This window comes from Candidatus Bathyarchaeia archaeon, assembly GCA_041447175.1.
GTDB lineage: Archaea > Thermoproteota > Bathyarchaeia > Bathyarchaeales > Bathycorpusculaceae > JADGNF01.
Map to the genome: position 1 here is coordinate 2,311,351 of CP166960.1, position 15,125 is coordinate 2,326,475.

Genomic DNA, 15,125 nt, shown 5'->3' on the forward strand with positions numbered 1-15,125 from the left:
ATGTTGCAAGATGTACTGCGGTTAATCAGCGAATCTGGTATGGTTAGCATGTCTGAGCTTGCTGAGAAAACAGACACTACTGAAGCAATGGTTGAACAAATGATCTCTCTGCTGGTCTCCAAAGGATACTTGGCTCTCATAAACATGGACCACAACTGCAGCGAATCTCACTGTAGTGGCTGCCACATCCACTGTAAAGCTGGCTCTAAAAACGCCGAGAAAACGTACTTCATAACTGAGAAAGGACGCAAATACCTTGGACTGCCTGATGCTGAACCAAACGTACACCAACCTTGACTGGCTCGTCAAGGGTACCGTGTCGCCTTTTCCCTTTTTCTTAACTGAAGAGGACGCTACAACAAGCTTCTCTCTTTTGTGCTGAAATAACAAGTTAACTGTTTATTGAGGTGATTTTGTTATGGATTTGATTTGGGTTGGGTTTCTTGCTAGTTTGCTGGCTGGACTGGCAACTGGTGCAGGAGCATTGCCCGTGTTATTCACCAAAGGGGTCTCGGACAAACTACTGGATGTTCTGCTTGGCTTCTCAGCAGGGGTTATGCTTGCGGCTACCTGCTTTAGCCTCATAGTGCCCTCCTTAGACTTGGGTGGTCCACTGATTGTAGTCATCGGCATAATTCTTGGAGCTCTGACACTTCACTTGGTGGACCGTTTCGTGCCCCATTTTCATCCCATCGCGGGACCCGAAGGTCCATCCTCCCACCTGTCCAAAGTCTGGCTATTCGCGCTTGCAATGACCATCCACAACTTTCCCGAGGGCCTGGCAGTGGGCGTGAGTTTTGGCAGCGGTGATGCGGCTGCCGGGCTCGTGGTGGCTATGGCGATTGGGCTGCAGAATATGCCTGAAGGGCTCGCTGTTGCTTTGCCTTTAGTTCGGGAAGGTTACAGCCGCCGCAAATCCCTATGGTACGGAACCTTGACTGGTCTTGTTGAGCCTTTGGGAGGGTTGCTTGGGCTTGCACTGATTTCGGTTTTCCTGCCGATTCTGCCTTGGGGGCTCGCTTTTGCGGCTGGTGCGATGCTGTTTGTGGTGAGTGATGAGATGATTCCTGAAAGCCACCGAAAAGGCTTCGAAAGAGAAGCCACGTTTGGGTTAATCGCAGGGTTTGTTCTTATGATGTTTTTGGACTGCGCCCTGTCTTAACCCCCTTAATGTTTTGCTGCAAACTAGTGTGCCTTGCTCTGAATTGTTGTTTTAGACGGGGTGAGAGGAGCACATGTTTTATAACCGCTAAAAAGCAGAGTATCTTGGGATACATAGTGACCGAGAAAGAACACGTGGCAAGGCTCAACACTACCGAGGAAACATACGTCGAAACCATTGATTTTCTTCTTAGAAAACTGGGCTACGCTGTGGTAACCGACATCGCCAAAGAACTTGATGTTAAATCCCCAAGCGTAACAAGTATGTTAAAAAAACTTGACTCGTTGGGTTTTGTGAAGTATACTCCTTACCGTAATGTCATTCTTACCAAGAAGGGTAAAGACCTTGCTTCCTTCCTCAAGAAGAGGCAAACCTCACTGCAAGCTTTTCTAAATCTGCTTGGCGTTGATGAAAAAATTGCTGAAGAAGACGCCTGCGCCGTGGAGCACATCGTTCACAGTCTAACTTTGGAGAAACTCTCAAAGTTTGTGGAGTTTGTGCAGAATACTCCTCAAGGCAATAACTGGCTTTCCTGTTTTAAGAACTACGAAAAAGTTGGAAGTTGCCCTTTTGAGAAGTGTCTCTTCCTTCAAAGTAAAGAGGTGTCTGACGCTTCCACTTGATTGTTTCCTGTTTGCGGTTGCTCCTCAAGATAGATTAGCCTCCAAGTGCTTTCTACTATCCTCTCATGGTGAGTAAGTATGGAGATATCTAAAAAACTTGAAGATGCCTATATTCAACGTATGCCTGAGGATTTGAAAGCAAAATTTTGCGCCCTCTCCGCAGAAGAGCGTGCAGCAATTTTACGAGCGCTGGTGCGGTTTCATCAGGTTATTGAAGAAGAAACCTTCCAGCTGGTTTCGGGGCTAGTTAACGTTTACTCAAGCTGCAAAAAGGAGTAACTTGCAAGAATAATTCGGCGGTTCTGCACTAAATCAAGCTTGCAGCGCCATAGAACTGTTTCTTTTTTCGTCCATTTTTGTCTTTTTTGCTTGATTTTTTATGTTTTTGTGTTCTTCAGTTTGCTTTTTATACATTTGTTCTGTTTTTGATGGGCGATAATTATATATTCACTAAATAGGCGTTATGAATCTAACGTCATAACGGTGGCTTAAATGAACACTAAAATAATCTTTGGCATAGCTCTAATAGCAATAATTGCGGTCGGTTCGGGATGGTACCTCTACAGTGCAGATTCCCCAATCGACGAGACCCCAAAAACCAAAACTGTTGTTGACTCAAGAGGGCAAAGCGTCACAATTCCTGCTGACGTGCAGCGTGTAATCGCCCTCCGTTCAGGAATCATCGAAACCATGTTTGCTTTAGGTGCACAGGACAAAATTGTCGGCATCGATGAGTCAACAAAAACAGGCGAAGGCTACGGCGAATTCCCCGCTAGACTTCAACCTAGCATAGTGGATTTGCCTTGTCCAGTGAACCAAGATCCTAACATCGAAGAAATAATTGCGCTCAACCCCGACGTTATCTTAATTGGCGGATACGGCAGACTGCGCTGGGTTAGCCAACTTGAAGACTACAACCTAACCGTTGTGGTGACACACTTTGAGGAAATTGGCAACTTCACCCGAGACCTAAAGATAGTGGGCGAAGTCGTTAACGAGCAGCAAAAAGCTGATGAACTTGCCTCATATGTTGACAGCTACCTAGCTGATCTGGAGTCCAAAGTGGCAGCTGTTACCCCTGAACAAGTTGTTCACGCCTACTTCGTAGGACATGATGTCTATCACGTCTATGGCTCCACAACTTTTGAGCATTCGCAGATTGTGACGGCAGGCGGCGTAAACGTAGCTGAAGGCATAACCACTTGGCTTCCTCAAGTCTCTCCTGAGCAATTAATTGCTTGGAACCCAGACATAATTTTCACTTTGAACGGCGTAGATACAGCAGCAATTCTTAACGACGAACAAATACAAGTTGTTTCAGCAATCAAAGACGGTCGCGTGTATGCGTTGCCTGAGAGCGGCATGGACTACGGAACTTTCAGGGCAATCTTTGCAATCGAATGGATCGCGTCAAAGCAGTATCCTGACCTATATGCAGGCGTAAACCTAACTGACGAGGCAAATAGTTTCTACCAAACGTTCTGGGGAATCAACTACGGCGGGCCAGCTCTCTAAGACAACCGCCAACCGCAACCTTATCGATTGGCATGAAACTTGGAAAGACACGATGACCCGCTGCAACCTGTTCGCTTTGGATAGAGAGGGGCATCCAAAACAGTGGACGGCAGCTGAAGCTGAGCGGTTCATCAAAAAAGCAAACCCCCAATACACCCTTTTTTTGTTAAACCAACTTAACATCACTGCCTCCGATAACGTGCTTGAATTAGGCTGCGGACCAGGAACCCTGACGATTCCTGTGGCGAAAAAAGCCAAACAAGTCACGGCGGTGGACTCCTCCGCTGGCATGTTTGAAGTCCTCAAAGAGTCTGCTGAAGCGGAGGGGCTGCAAAACATTGTTTATGTGAATAAAATTTGGCGCGAAGTAGATTTACAGTCGGATTTGTCGGCGCCGTTTGATGTAGCTTTTGCTTCTAACGCGATTAATCTAATGGGGTTAAAAGAGCTTCAAGACGGCAAGGGCGCTCCAGTTTTGGACTGGGACTTGGAGGACGCAGTGCTTAGGCTTAACTCCGTGGCTAAACGGGTTTATTTGACCATGCCTTTGATGCGGCATAATGTTCCTGAAGCCTTCAAAGTTGTTGGGCACCCCTGTTACTCCTTTCCCAGTTACATACTGGTGTATAATGTGCTTAGCCAGCTGGGCTTAGACGTTGCGATTCAATACTTTGTGGTCCACGAGCAGGTTAATCACGAGTCTACCCGAATGCTGGAGCGGATTGAGTGGATTTTGAATTTAGACCATGATGAAGTGCTTAAGTTCAAGGACAAAATCTTGGGCAGCCTGGACGACTCTGAGAAAGGGCTTCAGGTTTGGGCGCTTATGTGGTGGAAAAACTAGGAGATTCGATTGCCCTGCGAAAAGCAACTTTTGCCCAAGTCATGTTTATTCTCATAGGCATAACCATCATCTTATTCTTCTTCTCGCTGGGCATTGGTAGATACTCGATTTCCTTAGATACAACCGTGCGTTGTTTACTGATGCAGGGCAACGTTGACCCCACCGTCAAAACCGTCATCTTTCAAATCAGAGTTCCACGAGTCCTAGCGGCTTTGCTTGTTGGGGCGGTTTTGTCCTCTTCCGGTTCTGCTTTTCAAGGCGTGTTTAAAAACCCGCTTGTGTCCGCCCAGCTATTAGGCGTCTCCGCAGGCGCTGGTTTTGGGGCAGCCATGGCGATAATAATGAACTGGGGCATCTCGGCAATTCAGCTTTGCGCTTTCGTCTTCGGGGTAATTGCAGTTGTCGCCACTTACAGTCTTAGCCGCGTGTACAAAAGCTCTTCTACGTTGGGGCTGGTGCTTTCAGGAATAATCATCGGCAGTTTCTTCTCTGCCTTGGTTTCCCTTATCCAGTATCAGGCTGACCCGCGGGGAACTTTGTCGGGAATCGTTTTTTGGCTTATGGGTTCGCTGGCGACAATAAAGGGCAGTACTCTGCTGCAGGTGGCGCCGGTGATGTTGGCGGGGCTTGTGGGACTTTTGCTGATTCGGTGGCGCATTAACATCTTAGCCATGGGCGAAGAGGAAGCGCAGTCTCTTGGAACTGACTTGAGGAAAACACGGGGCTTAGTGATTTTGTTCAGCACGTTGGCGACCGCGGCTGCGGTTTCTGTAAGTGGCGTAATCGGCTGGATTGGCTTAGTCATACCCCACATTAGCCGAATGATTGTAGGTCCCGACTACAAGAAGCTTCTTCCTGTAACCATGCTGCTGGGCGCCATTTACCTGCTGATAATCGATAACATTGCACGGACAATGACTGAAGGCGAAATCCCCATAGGCATATTAACGGCGCTTATTGGAACTCCGTTCTTTGCGTATGTGCTTTGGAAAACAAAGGTAGGTGGAGCTTAATGCTGCGAGTGGAAAACGCCTCTTTTTCCTATGACAAAGAAAAAACCATTTTCGAAAATGTTTCCTTCTCGGTGGGTAAAGGCGAGGTTTTTGGGGTCTTGGGACCTAACGGTTCAGGCAAAACCACCCTGCTCAAATGCATCGCAAACATCTTGCCGCTCAAAGCAGGCGCAGTATTGTTTGATGGGAAAGACTTGCGGACGTTCAGTCGCCAAAGCCTTTCTAAGCATATTGGGTTTCTGCCGCAGATGCATGTTTCCAGTTATCCTTTTTCAGTGCTGGATGTGGCGGTTATGGGTCGCGCGCCTCATTTGAGTTTGGTTTCTTCCCCCTCAGAAAAAGACTATCGCGCCGCTGAAGCTAACCTCAAATCTCTTGGAATTCTCGAATTGGCTGACCGACCTTACACCAAACTCAGCGGCGGACAACGGCAGCTGGTGCTTATCGCGATGGTTTTGACGCAGGAGCCTGCTTTGCTTCTTTTGGATGAACCCACTTCGCATTTGGATTTTGGCAACCAAGTGCACATAGTTGAGACGATGCAGACGCTTTCCAAGCGTGGGTTATCCGTGATTTTCACCACCCACTTCCCAAACCACGTTTTCCAGTTATCCTGCAAAAGCGCCCTTATGAATCAAGGCAAACTTATCACGGTGGGTCAAGCCGATGAAGTGGTAACTGAAGAGCGCCTCAAAGAAATCTATGGCGTAGACGTAAAGATATTCTACGCCGAGAACGTTGCCCAAAAAGTCTGCATCCCCGTAAAGATGAGCTCTTCTGGTTCGCTATAACCAAATGCGCTCTTTTTTCTGTGGCAAAGGCTGGTTTGGGTTGCTTTTTTGTTTCAAGACCTTATTTTGGTTTTTCTTGCGTCCAGAAAAGTCACAAAAAGGTTAGGTAAGGCGGGGATTGGCTTAATTTGTTGGGGCTTTATTGTGAGACTTTTAGTTATCCGCCGCTTAATGCTTGAATGTTCGCCACTTCACCGTTGTCTGCCCACACTCCCACTGCAATGACGGTGAAGCCTCCAGGGTAGGTTTTGTCTAGATGCAACGTAACATACCAGTACGGGTACAGGGTCAAGGAAACGTCGGGGCGGGTGTGCGGATAGAACTCTGCTGAAGCGGGTGAATCAAGGATTTCAAAGTCTGAAATCATGGTTCCGCTTGCGTTTATCGTGTAGCTTCTCGCGGCGTTCTTGGCGATTTGTATCGCTTGTTCCTGGTTTACGTTAACGTGTAAGTCTCCGATTTCGTAAAGGAACCAGTCATCACTTAACTCAACTATAACGTTGTTTAGGAAAGAAACGTGGATTCTTTTTCCTGCAAAGTCATTGCCGTTATCCGTGAAGAGCAGGTTGATTTGTGCGTTAGGTCCATAATTTGGGATGTCCAGTTTTGTGTTTCCCAAGGTTTCGCCACTGCTGCTTGCCCCGTTTGCTGTCGCTAAAAGCTCCGTCATTTCGCCAACATAAGTGGCGTTCATGATGACTTGGTATCGGTCGAGAAGTCCCTTGGTTGCCTCAAGCGTGTCGGTGGGTTGCGAACGAGAATAAATAAGCGGATAATTAGGATAGCCCTCACGCTGAGTCAGTTGAAAAAGCGAGAAGTGTCCATTTCTAAATATTATGGTCAACTCAAACCTGCTTGCGGTGTTTACAAATGAATATTGGATAACTTCTTCAATTATGTTCCCTAAATCCGCGCGGTCTTCCACAGTGTTGCTTTCTAGTGTCGTTTGGTATTTGGATAGGTCTATTTGCATTACGTCGCGGATAATCGTCATGGCTTGGGTGGCTGATGTGCTCCAGGACGATAATTGTTGAATCTGCTGCTGTGCCTTGTCGTAGTCGCTTTTCAAAGTGTCATACTGACTATTCAGTGAGCTGATGGCGTTGTTTTGAACAAACGACATGCTTGCCAAAACTATGATGGCTATCAATAAGATGGCGTACAAGGATTTCCATCTCAAGGGCAACGCCGAGAACCGTTTAGCTTGAATGTCGGGAACTTCTTCAGCGCCCTTCATCATGGACACAGATGCCTTGCCAAAACTGGACAGCTTATATTTTCCGTCGTCGTCCTTGATTACTAATTCACCCAAGTTCTCAAGGTGATATGTCAGGTGTGAACTGGGGATTGCAAGTTCTTCAAGCATCTGCGAGAATGTCATTTTCCTTTCTGAGAGCAGCCGAAGAATTTTGCGGCGCGCCGGATGCCTCAGGGAACTGAACATGATTGAGTAGGTCTCTTCCTCGGAACCTGACATTCCAAATCCCTCTACAAATATTGCACGTAACTGCTTTAGAACTTATCTCCCAAGTCAGATTTGTTTTGGTAAAGAAATCTGAGCAGATTCTTGTTTAGTAGGTTTTTCTTTACACAAGAAATCTTTACAAAAACCGTTTTATCCAAAAAACGACCCAATGGTACCTGTCTGAGGCTTAGGAAATGAAGAAAGTGGCTACCCGACAAAAATGCGAACTCATGCAGCCCTCGACGTTGGCTGTTGATTCTAAAATCAAATACGTCTCGATGATGATGTTTGAGGAAGCAGGAAAAACAATCCTGCAGCCACTTGTAACTAACCAAGAAGCCCAGAGAATCAAGAAGTTGCTTCATCACAAAACCCTCGAAGTCTGGCTTCCAAACGGTCAATCTGACCCCGAACAATTCGACGTGAACATCCTCAAATACAAACAACAGATGCAGCCGCTTACCCTGTGTAGTAAAGCGAAACATCGCGTCTGCCTCAAAAACCACTTCGACACAATCGTTTCATGTGAACAGTGTCCTCTTAACACTTACGGAGTTGACAAGTAGTATGGCCAAGGACACTAGCCCAGCTTCCCAGCTTTCCTCTCCGGCTGTGGAGGCTGGGCTAGGTTTAGCGTTTTTGGTTCGGGGGGTTGTTGGTGAATAAGGCCCCTTTGTATATGGTTACTTGGCGTTGTACCCGGCGATGTGTAGGTAACTGTTTGTATTGTAGTTATACGCCCCCTGTTAAGCCTGAAGAGGCTGAGGTTAACACAAAGCTTGGCTACAAAATTGTGGACGAGGTTTATGATTTTGGTTCTCCGTGGTTTGGCATAAGCGGCGGGGAGCCTCTTGTTCGTGAAGATATCTTTGACATTATTGAGTATGCCCGACGAATTGGGTTTGAAATCAGTCTGATAACCAGCGGGTTTGCTTTTGACGAAAAACGGCTGAATCGCCTCATCAAAAACGAGGTGCACACTGCTGTGAGTATCGACGGGACCCCCGAGTCAAATGACATCATCAGAGGCAAAGGCAGCTACGATAAGGCTCTTTTTGCAATGAAGAAACTCTCAGAGAACGGTCTGCTGGATTGCGTCGTCACAACCATGACAAAATACAACATCAACGACATGGCGCACCCCGCCAAAGTCGCTGCTGAGCTCGGTGCACGCATGATTGTTTACCACAACTTGGTGCCCGTAGGACGCGCCGGAACAAACATGCCTGACTTGGCGCCCACCGCCGACCAATACGAAGAAGCCTTCAACGAAATTTATGACTTGCAAGTCAAATACGCTGGTAAACTCAAGGTTAATGTTTACTCTCCTTTCTACGCCCGAATCGTTAGGCAAAAGAACCCCGTAGACTTTTGGGATTGGTTCCGTAACGGCTACTTGGGCAAATGTAGTATAGGCGGCAACTATGTGAGTGTGACCGAAAACGGCGACTACAGGGCATGTGGTTTCCATGAAGGATACCGCGTAGGAAACGTAAAACATAAGTCCTTAACTTCAGCTTGGAACGACCTGCAACACAACGAGCTATATCTGAAGCTGCGTGACAAAAGCAACATCAAAGGCAAATGCGGAGTTTGCGAGTACAGAGAGATCTGCGGCGGATGCAGAACACGCGCCGAATACTACACTGGCGACATCTTCGAATCCGACCCAGCTTGCAACTATATACCAAAAGTACTGCGAGGGGAATAGCCCGGTTACATCATCTTTCTCTCTCCTATGTTTCCGTGTCGTGGGGCCAGTTCCCACCCCCTTGCACCACTAACTCCCTTTACATTTTACCTTTCTTTTCGAGTTTTTGACCAACCTTTATAGGAACCGCAAGATAATGGCAACCTGCAGAACGCTCAAGGAAAACTGGGCATGACGGCATCCGTTACATGTTTACGATGGGGAGTCAGGTGTTGGCAGAGGTCATTTTAACCCAGAACCTGACAAAAAAATACAGAAACGTCTGTGCAGTGGAAGACCTAAACCTGCGAGTACATTCGGGGGAAATCTTTGGTTTTTTAGGTCCCAACGGGGCAGGTAAAACCACCACAATTCGTGTGTTCACCACTTTGTCTAAACCGACCTTGGGCGAGGTCAGCGTGGCGGGGTTTGATGTTGTCAAGGAGCCTGACAAAGTTAAGAAAGTTATCGGCGTGGTTCAGCAGCATTTAACTTTGGATTTGGATTTGACGGTCAAAGAGAACATGGAGCTGCATGCACGTCTACACCACATCGGTGGCTCGGAGCGTCGGCAACGCATCAATGAACTTCTGGACTACGTCGGGTTAACCCAGCAGAGTAACCGCATGGTGCCTGAGCTTTCGGGAGGCATGAAGAAAGCCGCTATGATTGCCCGCGCCCTTATTCATCATCCGAAAGTGTTGTTTTTGGATGAACCCACGGTGGGGCTGGATGTGCAGATGCGTCGGCGTATGTGGGATTTGATTCGCAACCTCAACAGCATGGGCACCACCATTTTCCTAACGACGCACTACATTGAGGAAGCAGAAGCCCTTTGTCACCGCGTCGGGATAGTCAATCAAGGGCACCTTATTGCTTTGGGTAAACCCGTGGAGCTTCGGCAAAAAGTCGGTTTGGTCGCAGTGGAGACCTTAGAGGAGGGTAAGCCCACCTGTTACCAGTACTTCCCCGACCGAGAAGCCGCCACCCAGTATGTGCAGACGGTTCCAGCTGAGGCTAAGACCATAATTATTCGGGACTCAAACTTGGAGGATGTTTTTGTGGAGTTAACCGGCAAAAAAGTAGGTGACAACCAACGTTAGACACCCTGCGGGATGTGTATTCGATTTTGTGGGTGGACCTACGTTTTCTAAGCCGTAACTGGCTAAAAACCCTTGTCACCACGCTGATTACGCCGGTGTTGTACCTTTTGGCTTTCGGCTACGGCTTAGGGCAAGGCATCACCGTTGAGGGCTACAGCTACCTTCAATTTGTCATCCCCGGCATTGCCGCGCTTACTGCCATGACAACCAGCTTCAACGCGGCAGGCATGAAGCTGCATGTGGATCGCCTCTTCTACCGATGCTTTGACGAAACCCTCATGTCGCCGGTGAGCTTCTTCTCCATAATCTTAGGTAAAACCCTCATAGGCGTGGTTCGCGGCTTAATGAGCACCGTCGCCCTGTTGGTGGCGTGTTTTGTCTTTTCGCCTTTAACCTCAGTTGGGGTGCTCTTCTGGTTAACTCTGGTCTCTACTTGTTTTGTGTTCTCCTTTCTAGGCGTGCTGGTTGCGTTGATAGCCAAAAGCCATCAGGATATGAATGTGTTTATGAGTCTGGTCATTTTGCCCATGTCTTTTTTAAGCGGCACCTTTTTTTCCCTAAGCCAAGTGCCCGAAGCGTTGCGGGTGGTTCTTTCTCTCTCGCCGCTGACCCATGCAAGCTTTTGCCTTCGTGCTTCCGCCTTGGGGCAGCCCTACCCTTGGCTGTCTTTAGGTGTGCTCCTCGGTTTTGGCGTGGGCTTTTTTGCGTTGTGTTTTGCTGCGTTGCGACGGCGTAACCTGTAGCTCCATTGAGAAAAAATAAAAAGCCACCTCCTCCTTTTTGACATGAGAACCTGTTGGAAACTGCCTTTTAGGAGGTTGCATATGGCTGGCTTGGATTTGAGTAACGTTCTGGAGGCTTCTTGTGCTTCAACCCGAAAGGAGTGCCTAAACTGTCAAAAGCGTTTCATGGCGCTGCGTCCATTGCTTTCTGCTGTTGTGGTCACGGAGCGTTTTTTGAGGGACTTTAAAGATGACCCAACTGCCAAAGCAGTCGTGTCCGAGGTGCTTGCCTGCTCCACTGTGGGGTATTCTGAGCTGCACCAGTTCGAGGGGACAGCGGATGGTGTCTTGGTTTTTCGCGCCAAGAAGGCGGGGGTGCACTCGGTTTACGTGGTGGACAAGAAGCTGCGGGTGATTTTTCTGCGGGCGTTTCGGAATTTTGGTGAGTACGGCAGGTTTTTGGCGGACAAAAAGGCGCTTAAGAAAATGCTTTTGCATGTTTAGCTGTTTGCGCGGGCAGGTGGAGTTGAGTGTTTGGTGGCTTGAACGGTTCTGTTTTGTTTACGTATGCTGGATGTTTTTCTGTTGGAAACGTCTATGTATAGACTGAACATTTGCCTTCTGTTTTTTCCGTTAAAATAATTGTTTTCCGCCTCAAGTTATTGTTTTGTTAAGCTTGTAAATATGTCTCGGGGGTAGGTTGTTTTTTCCATTTACTCTTATATACTAAGAACACCATTGTTTTTCTGCCGCAAGAACCTCTTGCCTTGTTAAACTTGGTACACGGAGAATGCAAGCATGTTAAAAGATGATAACCGCAAAATGATGCTTGACAAAGTGATAAAAAAATTTGATTATGAAGCCAGTTCCCTGCTGGAAATCCTTCATAAAGCCCAAGAATTTTACGGCTATCTTGACAAGAACCTGATGACCTACATCGCCAACGCGTTGCGTTTGCCGCCCAGCCACGTAGTCGGCGTCGCAACCTTCTACAGCTTCTTCAAACTTAAAGCCCCTGGCGAGCATGTGGTCACAGGCTGCTTAGGCACCGCCTGCTACGTGAAAGCGGTGGACGAAATCATGACAGCCATCGAACAAGAATTCCACTTAAAACGGGGCGGCTCCACGTCTGACGGCAAGCTCTCCCTGTTTACGACGCGGTGCATAGGGGCATGTGCCATGGCACCCAACATAATCGTTGATGATGAAGTCATAGGCAAAGCCACAAAAGAAGTCGTGCTTGAACGTGTACGCCTTACCTTAGCTGGCGGAGGGCGAAGAAGTTGAAGCTGGACGACCTGCAAAAAATCGCCGAACACGAAGTTGACTTCCAAAGAGCCTACAAACACCGCATCAACGTTTGCTGCTCCAGCGGCTGTGTCCCCTTCGGCGCCCTAAAAGTTCTCAAAGCCTTCCAAGAAGCAGTACGCGAATTCGGCGTGGAAAAAGAATGCAAAGTCGCCCGCACAGGATGCGTCGGAACCTGCTCCGTGGGTCCCGCCGTAATCATAGACCCCGGCGACTACCTTTACCAAAGCGTCACCCCCGAAAAAGTCCGCGAAATCGTCCGCGACCACATCGTTTTGGGGCTCCCCGTCAAAGACATGCTTTACCACGGAGAGGCATTCTTCAAAAAACAACGCCGTCTGGTCTTGCGTAACGCGGGAAAAATTGACCCCTCCCGAATTGAAGATTACATCGCCATGGGCGGGTACTCCGCTATCGGCAAATGCTTGGCCACCATGACCCCTCAAGGGGTAATCTACGAAGTCAGCCGCAGTGGCCTGCGAGGCAGAGGTGGGGCAGGGTTCCCCACGGGGCAAAAATGGAGCCTTGTAGCCCGAACCCATACAACCCCAAAATACATAGTCGCCAACTTGGATGAAGGCGACCCCGGCGTCTTCGCTAACCGTACCTTGGCAGAAGCTGACCCGCACGCCATCATCGAAGGTATGCTCATAGCAGCGTATGCCGTGGGCGCCGAGAAAGGCTACATCTACATCCGCGCCGAATACCCCCTTGCCATCCAGACACTGCAAAAAGCCATAGCACAAGCAAAAGGCATGTCTCTGCTTGGCGACAACGTGCTTGAGACGGGCTTCAAGTTTGACTTGGAGCTGCGTTTTGGTGCAGGCGCGTTTGTTGCAGGAGAGGAAACCGCGATTCTTGCATCGGTTGAAGGACGCAGAGCCATGCCTCGCCCCCGCCCGCCTTACCCCGCTAACTCTGGGCTGTGGGGCAAACCAACGCTGATTCAAAACGTGGAAACCTTAGCAAACATACCCGTAATCATACAGAACGGCGGCGAATGGTTCTCCAAAGTGGGCACCGCAAAATGTTCAGGCACCAAATGCTTCTCGCTAACTGGGCAAATCAACAATCCCGGCTTAATCGAGGTTCCCATGGGCATCACCCTGCGCGAGGTCGTTTATGACATAGGCGGCGGCATGCAGGACAATCGTCCCTTCAAAGCCGTTTTGGTGGGTGGACCCTCAGGTGGCTGCTTGCCAGAAGCCCTTCTGGACTTGCCAATCGACTACGACTCCTTAACCAAAGTTGGCGCCATCATGGGCAGCGGCGGCATCGTCGTCATCGATGACCAATCCTGCATGGTGGACACAGCCAAGTTCTTCACCGACTTCTGTGTTGAAGAATCCTGCGGCAAATGTGTTCCTTGCCGAGCGGGGTTGGTGAAGATAAAGGAAACTTTTGAGAACATCACGCAGGGAACGGGCAAACTGGACGACATTGCAGCTTTGGATAAAGCTGGTCAATACATCAAGGAGGCAAGCCTTTGTGGATTGGGGCAGACCGCTCCTAATCCTGTGTTGACTACGTTGCGGTACTTCCGCGACGAGTACGTGGAGCATATTGTGGAGAAGAAGTGCCGTGCGGGTAAGTGTTTTAGGAACCTGAAAAAAGAGGAGGATGATGCACAATGACCGTTGGGACAGTTAAACTGAAAATTGACAACGTTGAAGTGGCGGTGCCCGAAGGCACAACCATCCTGGAAGCCGCAAAAAGCAACGGCATAGACATCCCCACCCTGTGCAATTTGGAAGGTTTAAGCGGTTATGGCGGCTGCCGCTTGTGCATGGTGGAAATTCATGGTTCACCTAAACTGTTTGCTGCCTGCGTTACCCCCGTGGGCATGGGCATGGAGGTCATTACTCAATCCGACAAACTCAGAGAATACCGCAAAATGGCAATTCAGTTTATCCTCTCTGAGCGAACCCACATATGTGCCGTGTGCGTTGCCAACAACGCTTGCGAGCTGCAAAAGCTCGCCAACGACTTAGGCGTGGACCACGTGATGTTTGAACGTGAATGGACCCGCCTGCCTGTGGACAGCACCCACGACTTTCTGGTGCTGGACCGTAACCGATGCATACTCTGCACTCGATGCCTACGCGTCTGCGACGAAATCGAAGGTGTCCACACTTTGGACCTGAAGATGCGCGGCAAAGACGCTCAAGTCATAATTGACCTTGACGAAGACTGGGCCAACTCGTCTTCCTGCACTTCCTGTCGTAAATGCGCGAAAGTCTGTCCGGTGGGCGCGATTTATGTGGAAAGTGTCGCTTTGGAAGAGACCAAGGACAAGGGTATAGCTGAATTCGTATTATCCCGGAGGAATCGCAAATGACATCAACAAGTAAAGTTCGTGTTGCCACCGTCTGGCTCAGTGGCTGCTCAGGATGCCACATGTCTTTCCTAGACCAAGACGAAGCCCTGATAGACTTAGCTCAACAAATACAGTTGGTCTACAGCCCCATAATGGACGTGAAGGTATTCCCCGAAAACGTCGACGTAACCCTGATTGAAGGCGCCGTGGCAAACGAAGACCAAGAAGAACTTCTCAAATTCGCCCGCGAACGAACCAAAATCCTAATCTCTCTAGGTGACTGCGCCGTCACAGGCAACGTGCCAGGGCTCCGAAACGGCATAACCAACAGCGCCGACGCCGTGCTCAAACGCGCCTTCGTGGAGACCGCAGACATGAACCCCCAGATTCCAACCGACGTACCCACGTTGCTGCCCAAAGCGCTTCCACTGCATGAAGTGGTTAAAGTGGACTTTTACATCCCCGGTTGCCCGCCGCCAGCCGACCTCATCAACTGGGTTATCTCGCGACTCATGCGTGGGTTACCCGTCAACATGGAAGGGAGATCCAAATTCGGATAATATGGAGGCATG

Annotated in this window: 18 protein-coding genes; 17 read left to right on the forward strand and 1 reads right to left on the reverse strand. The window is 48.9% G+C overall.

What is annotated here, in order from left to right; all coding sequences use genetic code 11:
• The 8 genes from ACBZ72_11935 (at position 1) to ACBZ72_11970 (ending at position 5,948) form a co-directional block, all read left to right on the forward strand.
• A complete protein-coding gene (locus ACBZ72_11935; GenBank protein XES76868.1) occupies positions 1-297 on the forward strand; it encodes a FeoC-like transcriptional regulator in 297 nt (98 codons plus the stop codon).
• 121 nt (positions 298-418) lie between these two features.
• Positions 419-1,162: a ZIP family metal transporter gene (locus ACBZ72_11940; protein XES76869.1), complete on the forward strand. Its 744-nt coding sequence runs from the start codon at positions 419-421 to the stop codon at positions 1,160-1,162.
• 116 nt (positions 1,163-1,278) lie between these two features.
• Positions 1,279-1,785 carry a metal-dependent transcriptional regulator gene (locus tag ACBZ72_11945; GenBank protein ID XES76870.1) on the forward strand — a complete coding sequence of 169 codons (507 nt, stop codon included), beginning with the start codon at positions 1,279-1,281 and terminating at the stop codon, positions 1,783-1,785.
• Between the two features lie 78 nt (positions 1,786-1,863).
• Positions 1,864-2,064, forward strand: coding sequence for a hypothetical protein (locus ACBZ72_11950; GenBank protein ID XES76871.1), 201 nt, complete (start codon positions 1,864-1,866; stop codon positions 2,062-2,064).
• Positions 2,065-2,277: 213 nt separating this feature from the next.
• Complete coding sequence (locus tag ACBZ72_11955; GenBank protein ID XES76872.1) at positions 2,278-3,300, forward strand: ABC transporter substrate-binding protein; 1,023 nt, start codon at positions 2,278-2,280, stop codon at positions 3,298-3,300.
• A gap of 52 nt (positions 3,301-3,352) precedes the next feature.
• Positions 3,353-4,144 (forward strand): class I SAM-dependent methyltransferase, encoded by a 792-nt coding sequence (locus tag ACBZ72_11960; GenBank protein ID XES76873.1) that lies wholly within the window; start codon positions 3,353-3,355, stop codon positions 4,142-4,144.
• The gene (locus tag ACBZ72_11965; protein ID XES76874.1) at positions 4,132-5,157 is read left to right on the forward strand and encodes a FecCD family ABC transporter permease; all 1,026 of its coding nucleotides are present in this window, start codon (positions 4,132-4,134) and stop codon (positions 5,155-5,157) included. The genes ACBZ72_11960 and ACBZ72_11965 overlap by 13 nt, the downstream gene beginning before the upstream one ends.
• Entirely contained in the window at positions 5,157-5,948 is a 792-nt protein-coding gene (locus tag ACBZ72_11970; protein ID XES76875.1) for an ABC transporter ATP-binding protein, read from the forward strand. The genes ACBZ72_11965 and ACBZ72_11970 overlap by 1 nt, the downstream gene beginning before the upstream one ends.
• 157 nt (positions 5,949-6,105) lie before the next feature.
• Here the strand turns inward: ACBZ72_11970 and ACBZ72_11975 are convergent, their stop codons facing one another.
• On the reverse strand, positions 6,106-7,425 hold the full coding sequence (locus tag ACBZ72_11975) for a helix-turn-helix domain-containing protein (protein ID XES76876.1): 1,320 nt from the start codon (positions 7,423-7,425) through the stop codon (positions 6,106-6,108).
• Between the two features lie 182 nt (positions 7,426-7,607).
• On the opposite strand from ACBZ72_11975, the gene ACBZ72_11980 reads away from it, so the two are divergent.
• The 9 genes from ACBZ72_11980 (at position 7,608) to ACBZ72_12020 (ending at position 15,113) form a co-directional block, all read left to right on the forward strand.
• Positions 7,608-7,979: a hypothetical protein gene (locus tag ACBZ72_11980; protein XES76877.1), complete on the forward strand. Its 372-nt coding sequence runs from the start codon at positions 7,608-7,610 to the stop codon at positions 7,977-7,979.
• A gap of 92 nt (positions 7,980-8,071) precedes the next feature.
• A complete protein-coding gene (locus tag ACBZ72_11985; protein XES76878.1) occupies positions 8,072-9,124 on the forward strand; it encodes a radical SAM protein in 1,053 nt (350 codons plus the stop codon).
• 212 nt (positions 9,125-9,336) lie between these two features.
• Positions 9,337-10,206 carry an ABC transporter ATP-binding protein gene (locus tag ACBZ72_11990; GenBank protein XES76879.1) on the forward strand — a complete coding sequence of 290 codons (870 nt, stop codon included), beginning with the start codon at positions 9,337-9,339 and terminating at the stop codon, positions 10,204-10,206.
• 26 nt (positions 10,207-10,232) lie between these two features.
• On the forward strand, positions 10,233-10,949 hold the full coding sequence (locus ACBZ72_11995; GenBank protein XES76880.1) for an ABC transporter permease: 717 nt from the start codon (positions 10,233-10,235) through the stop codon (positions 10,947-10,949).
• Positions 10,950-11,030: 81 nt separating this feature from the next.
• Positions 11,031-11,432, forward strand: a complete 402-nt coding sequence (locus ACBZ72_12000; GenBank protein XES76881.1) for a hypothetical protein — start codon at positions 11,031-11,033, stop codon at positions 11,430-11,432.
• Between the two features lie 294 nt (positions 11,433-11,726).
• A complete protein-coding gene (locus ACBZ72_12005) occupies positions 11,727-12,215 on the forward strand; it encodes an NAD(P)H-dependent oxidoreductase subunit E (GenBank protein XES76882.1) in 489 nt (162 codons plus the stop codon).
• Positions 12,212-13,870: an NADH-ubiquinone oxidoreductase-F iron-sulfur binding region domain-containing protein gene (locus tag ACBZ72_12010; protein ID XES76883.1), complete on the forward strand. Its 1,659-nt coding sequence runs from the start codon at positions 12,212-12,214 to the stop codon at positions 13,868-13,870. Before ACBZ72_12005 ends, ACBZ72_12010 begins: the two co-directional genes overlap by 4 nt.
• Positions 13,867-14,574, forward strand: a complete 708-nt coding sequence (locus ACBZ72_12015; GenBank protein XES76884.1) for a 2Fe-2S iron-sulfur cluster-binding protein — start codon at positions 13,867-13,869, stop codon at positions 14,572-14,574. Before ACBZ72_12010 ends, ACBZ72_12015 begins: the two co-directional genes overlap by 4 nt.
• A complete protein-coding gene (locus ACBZ72_12020) occupies positions 14,571-15,113 on the forward strand; it encodes an oxidoreductase (protein XES76885.1) in 543 nt (180 codons plus the stop codon). Before ACBZ72_12015 ends, ACBZ72_12020 begins: the two co-directional genes overlap by 4 nt.
• The last annotated feature ends 12 nt before the right edge of the window (positions 15,114-15,125 follow it).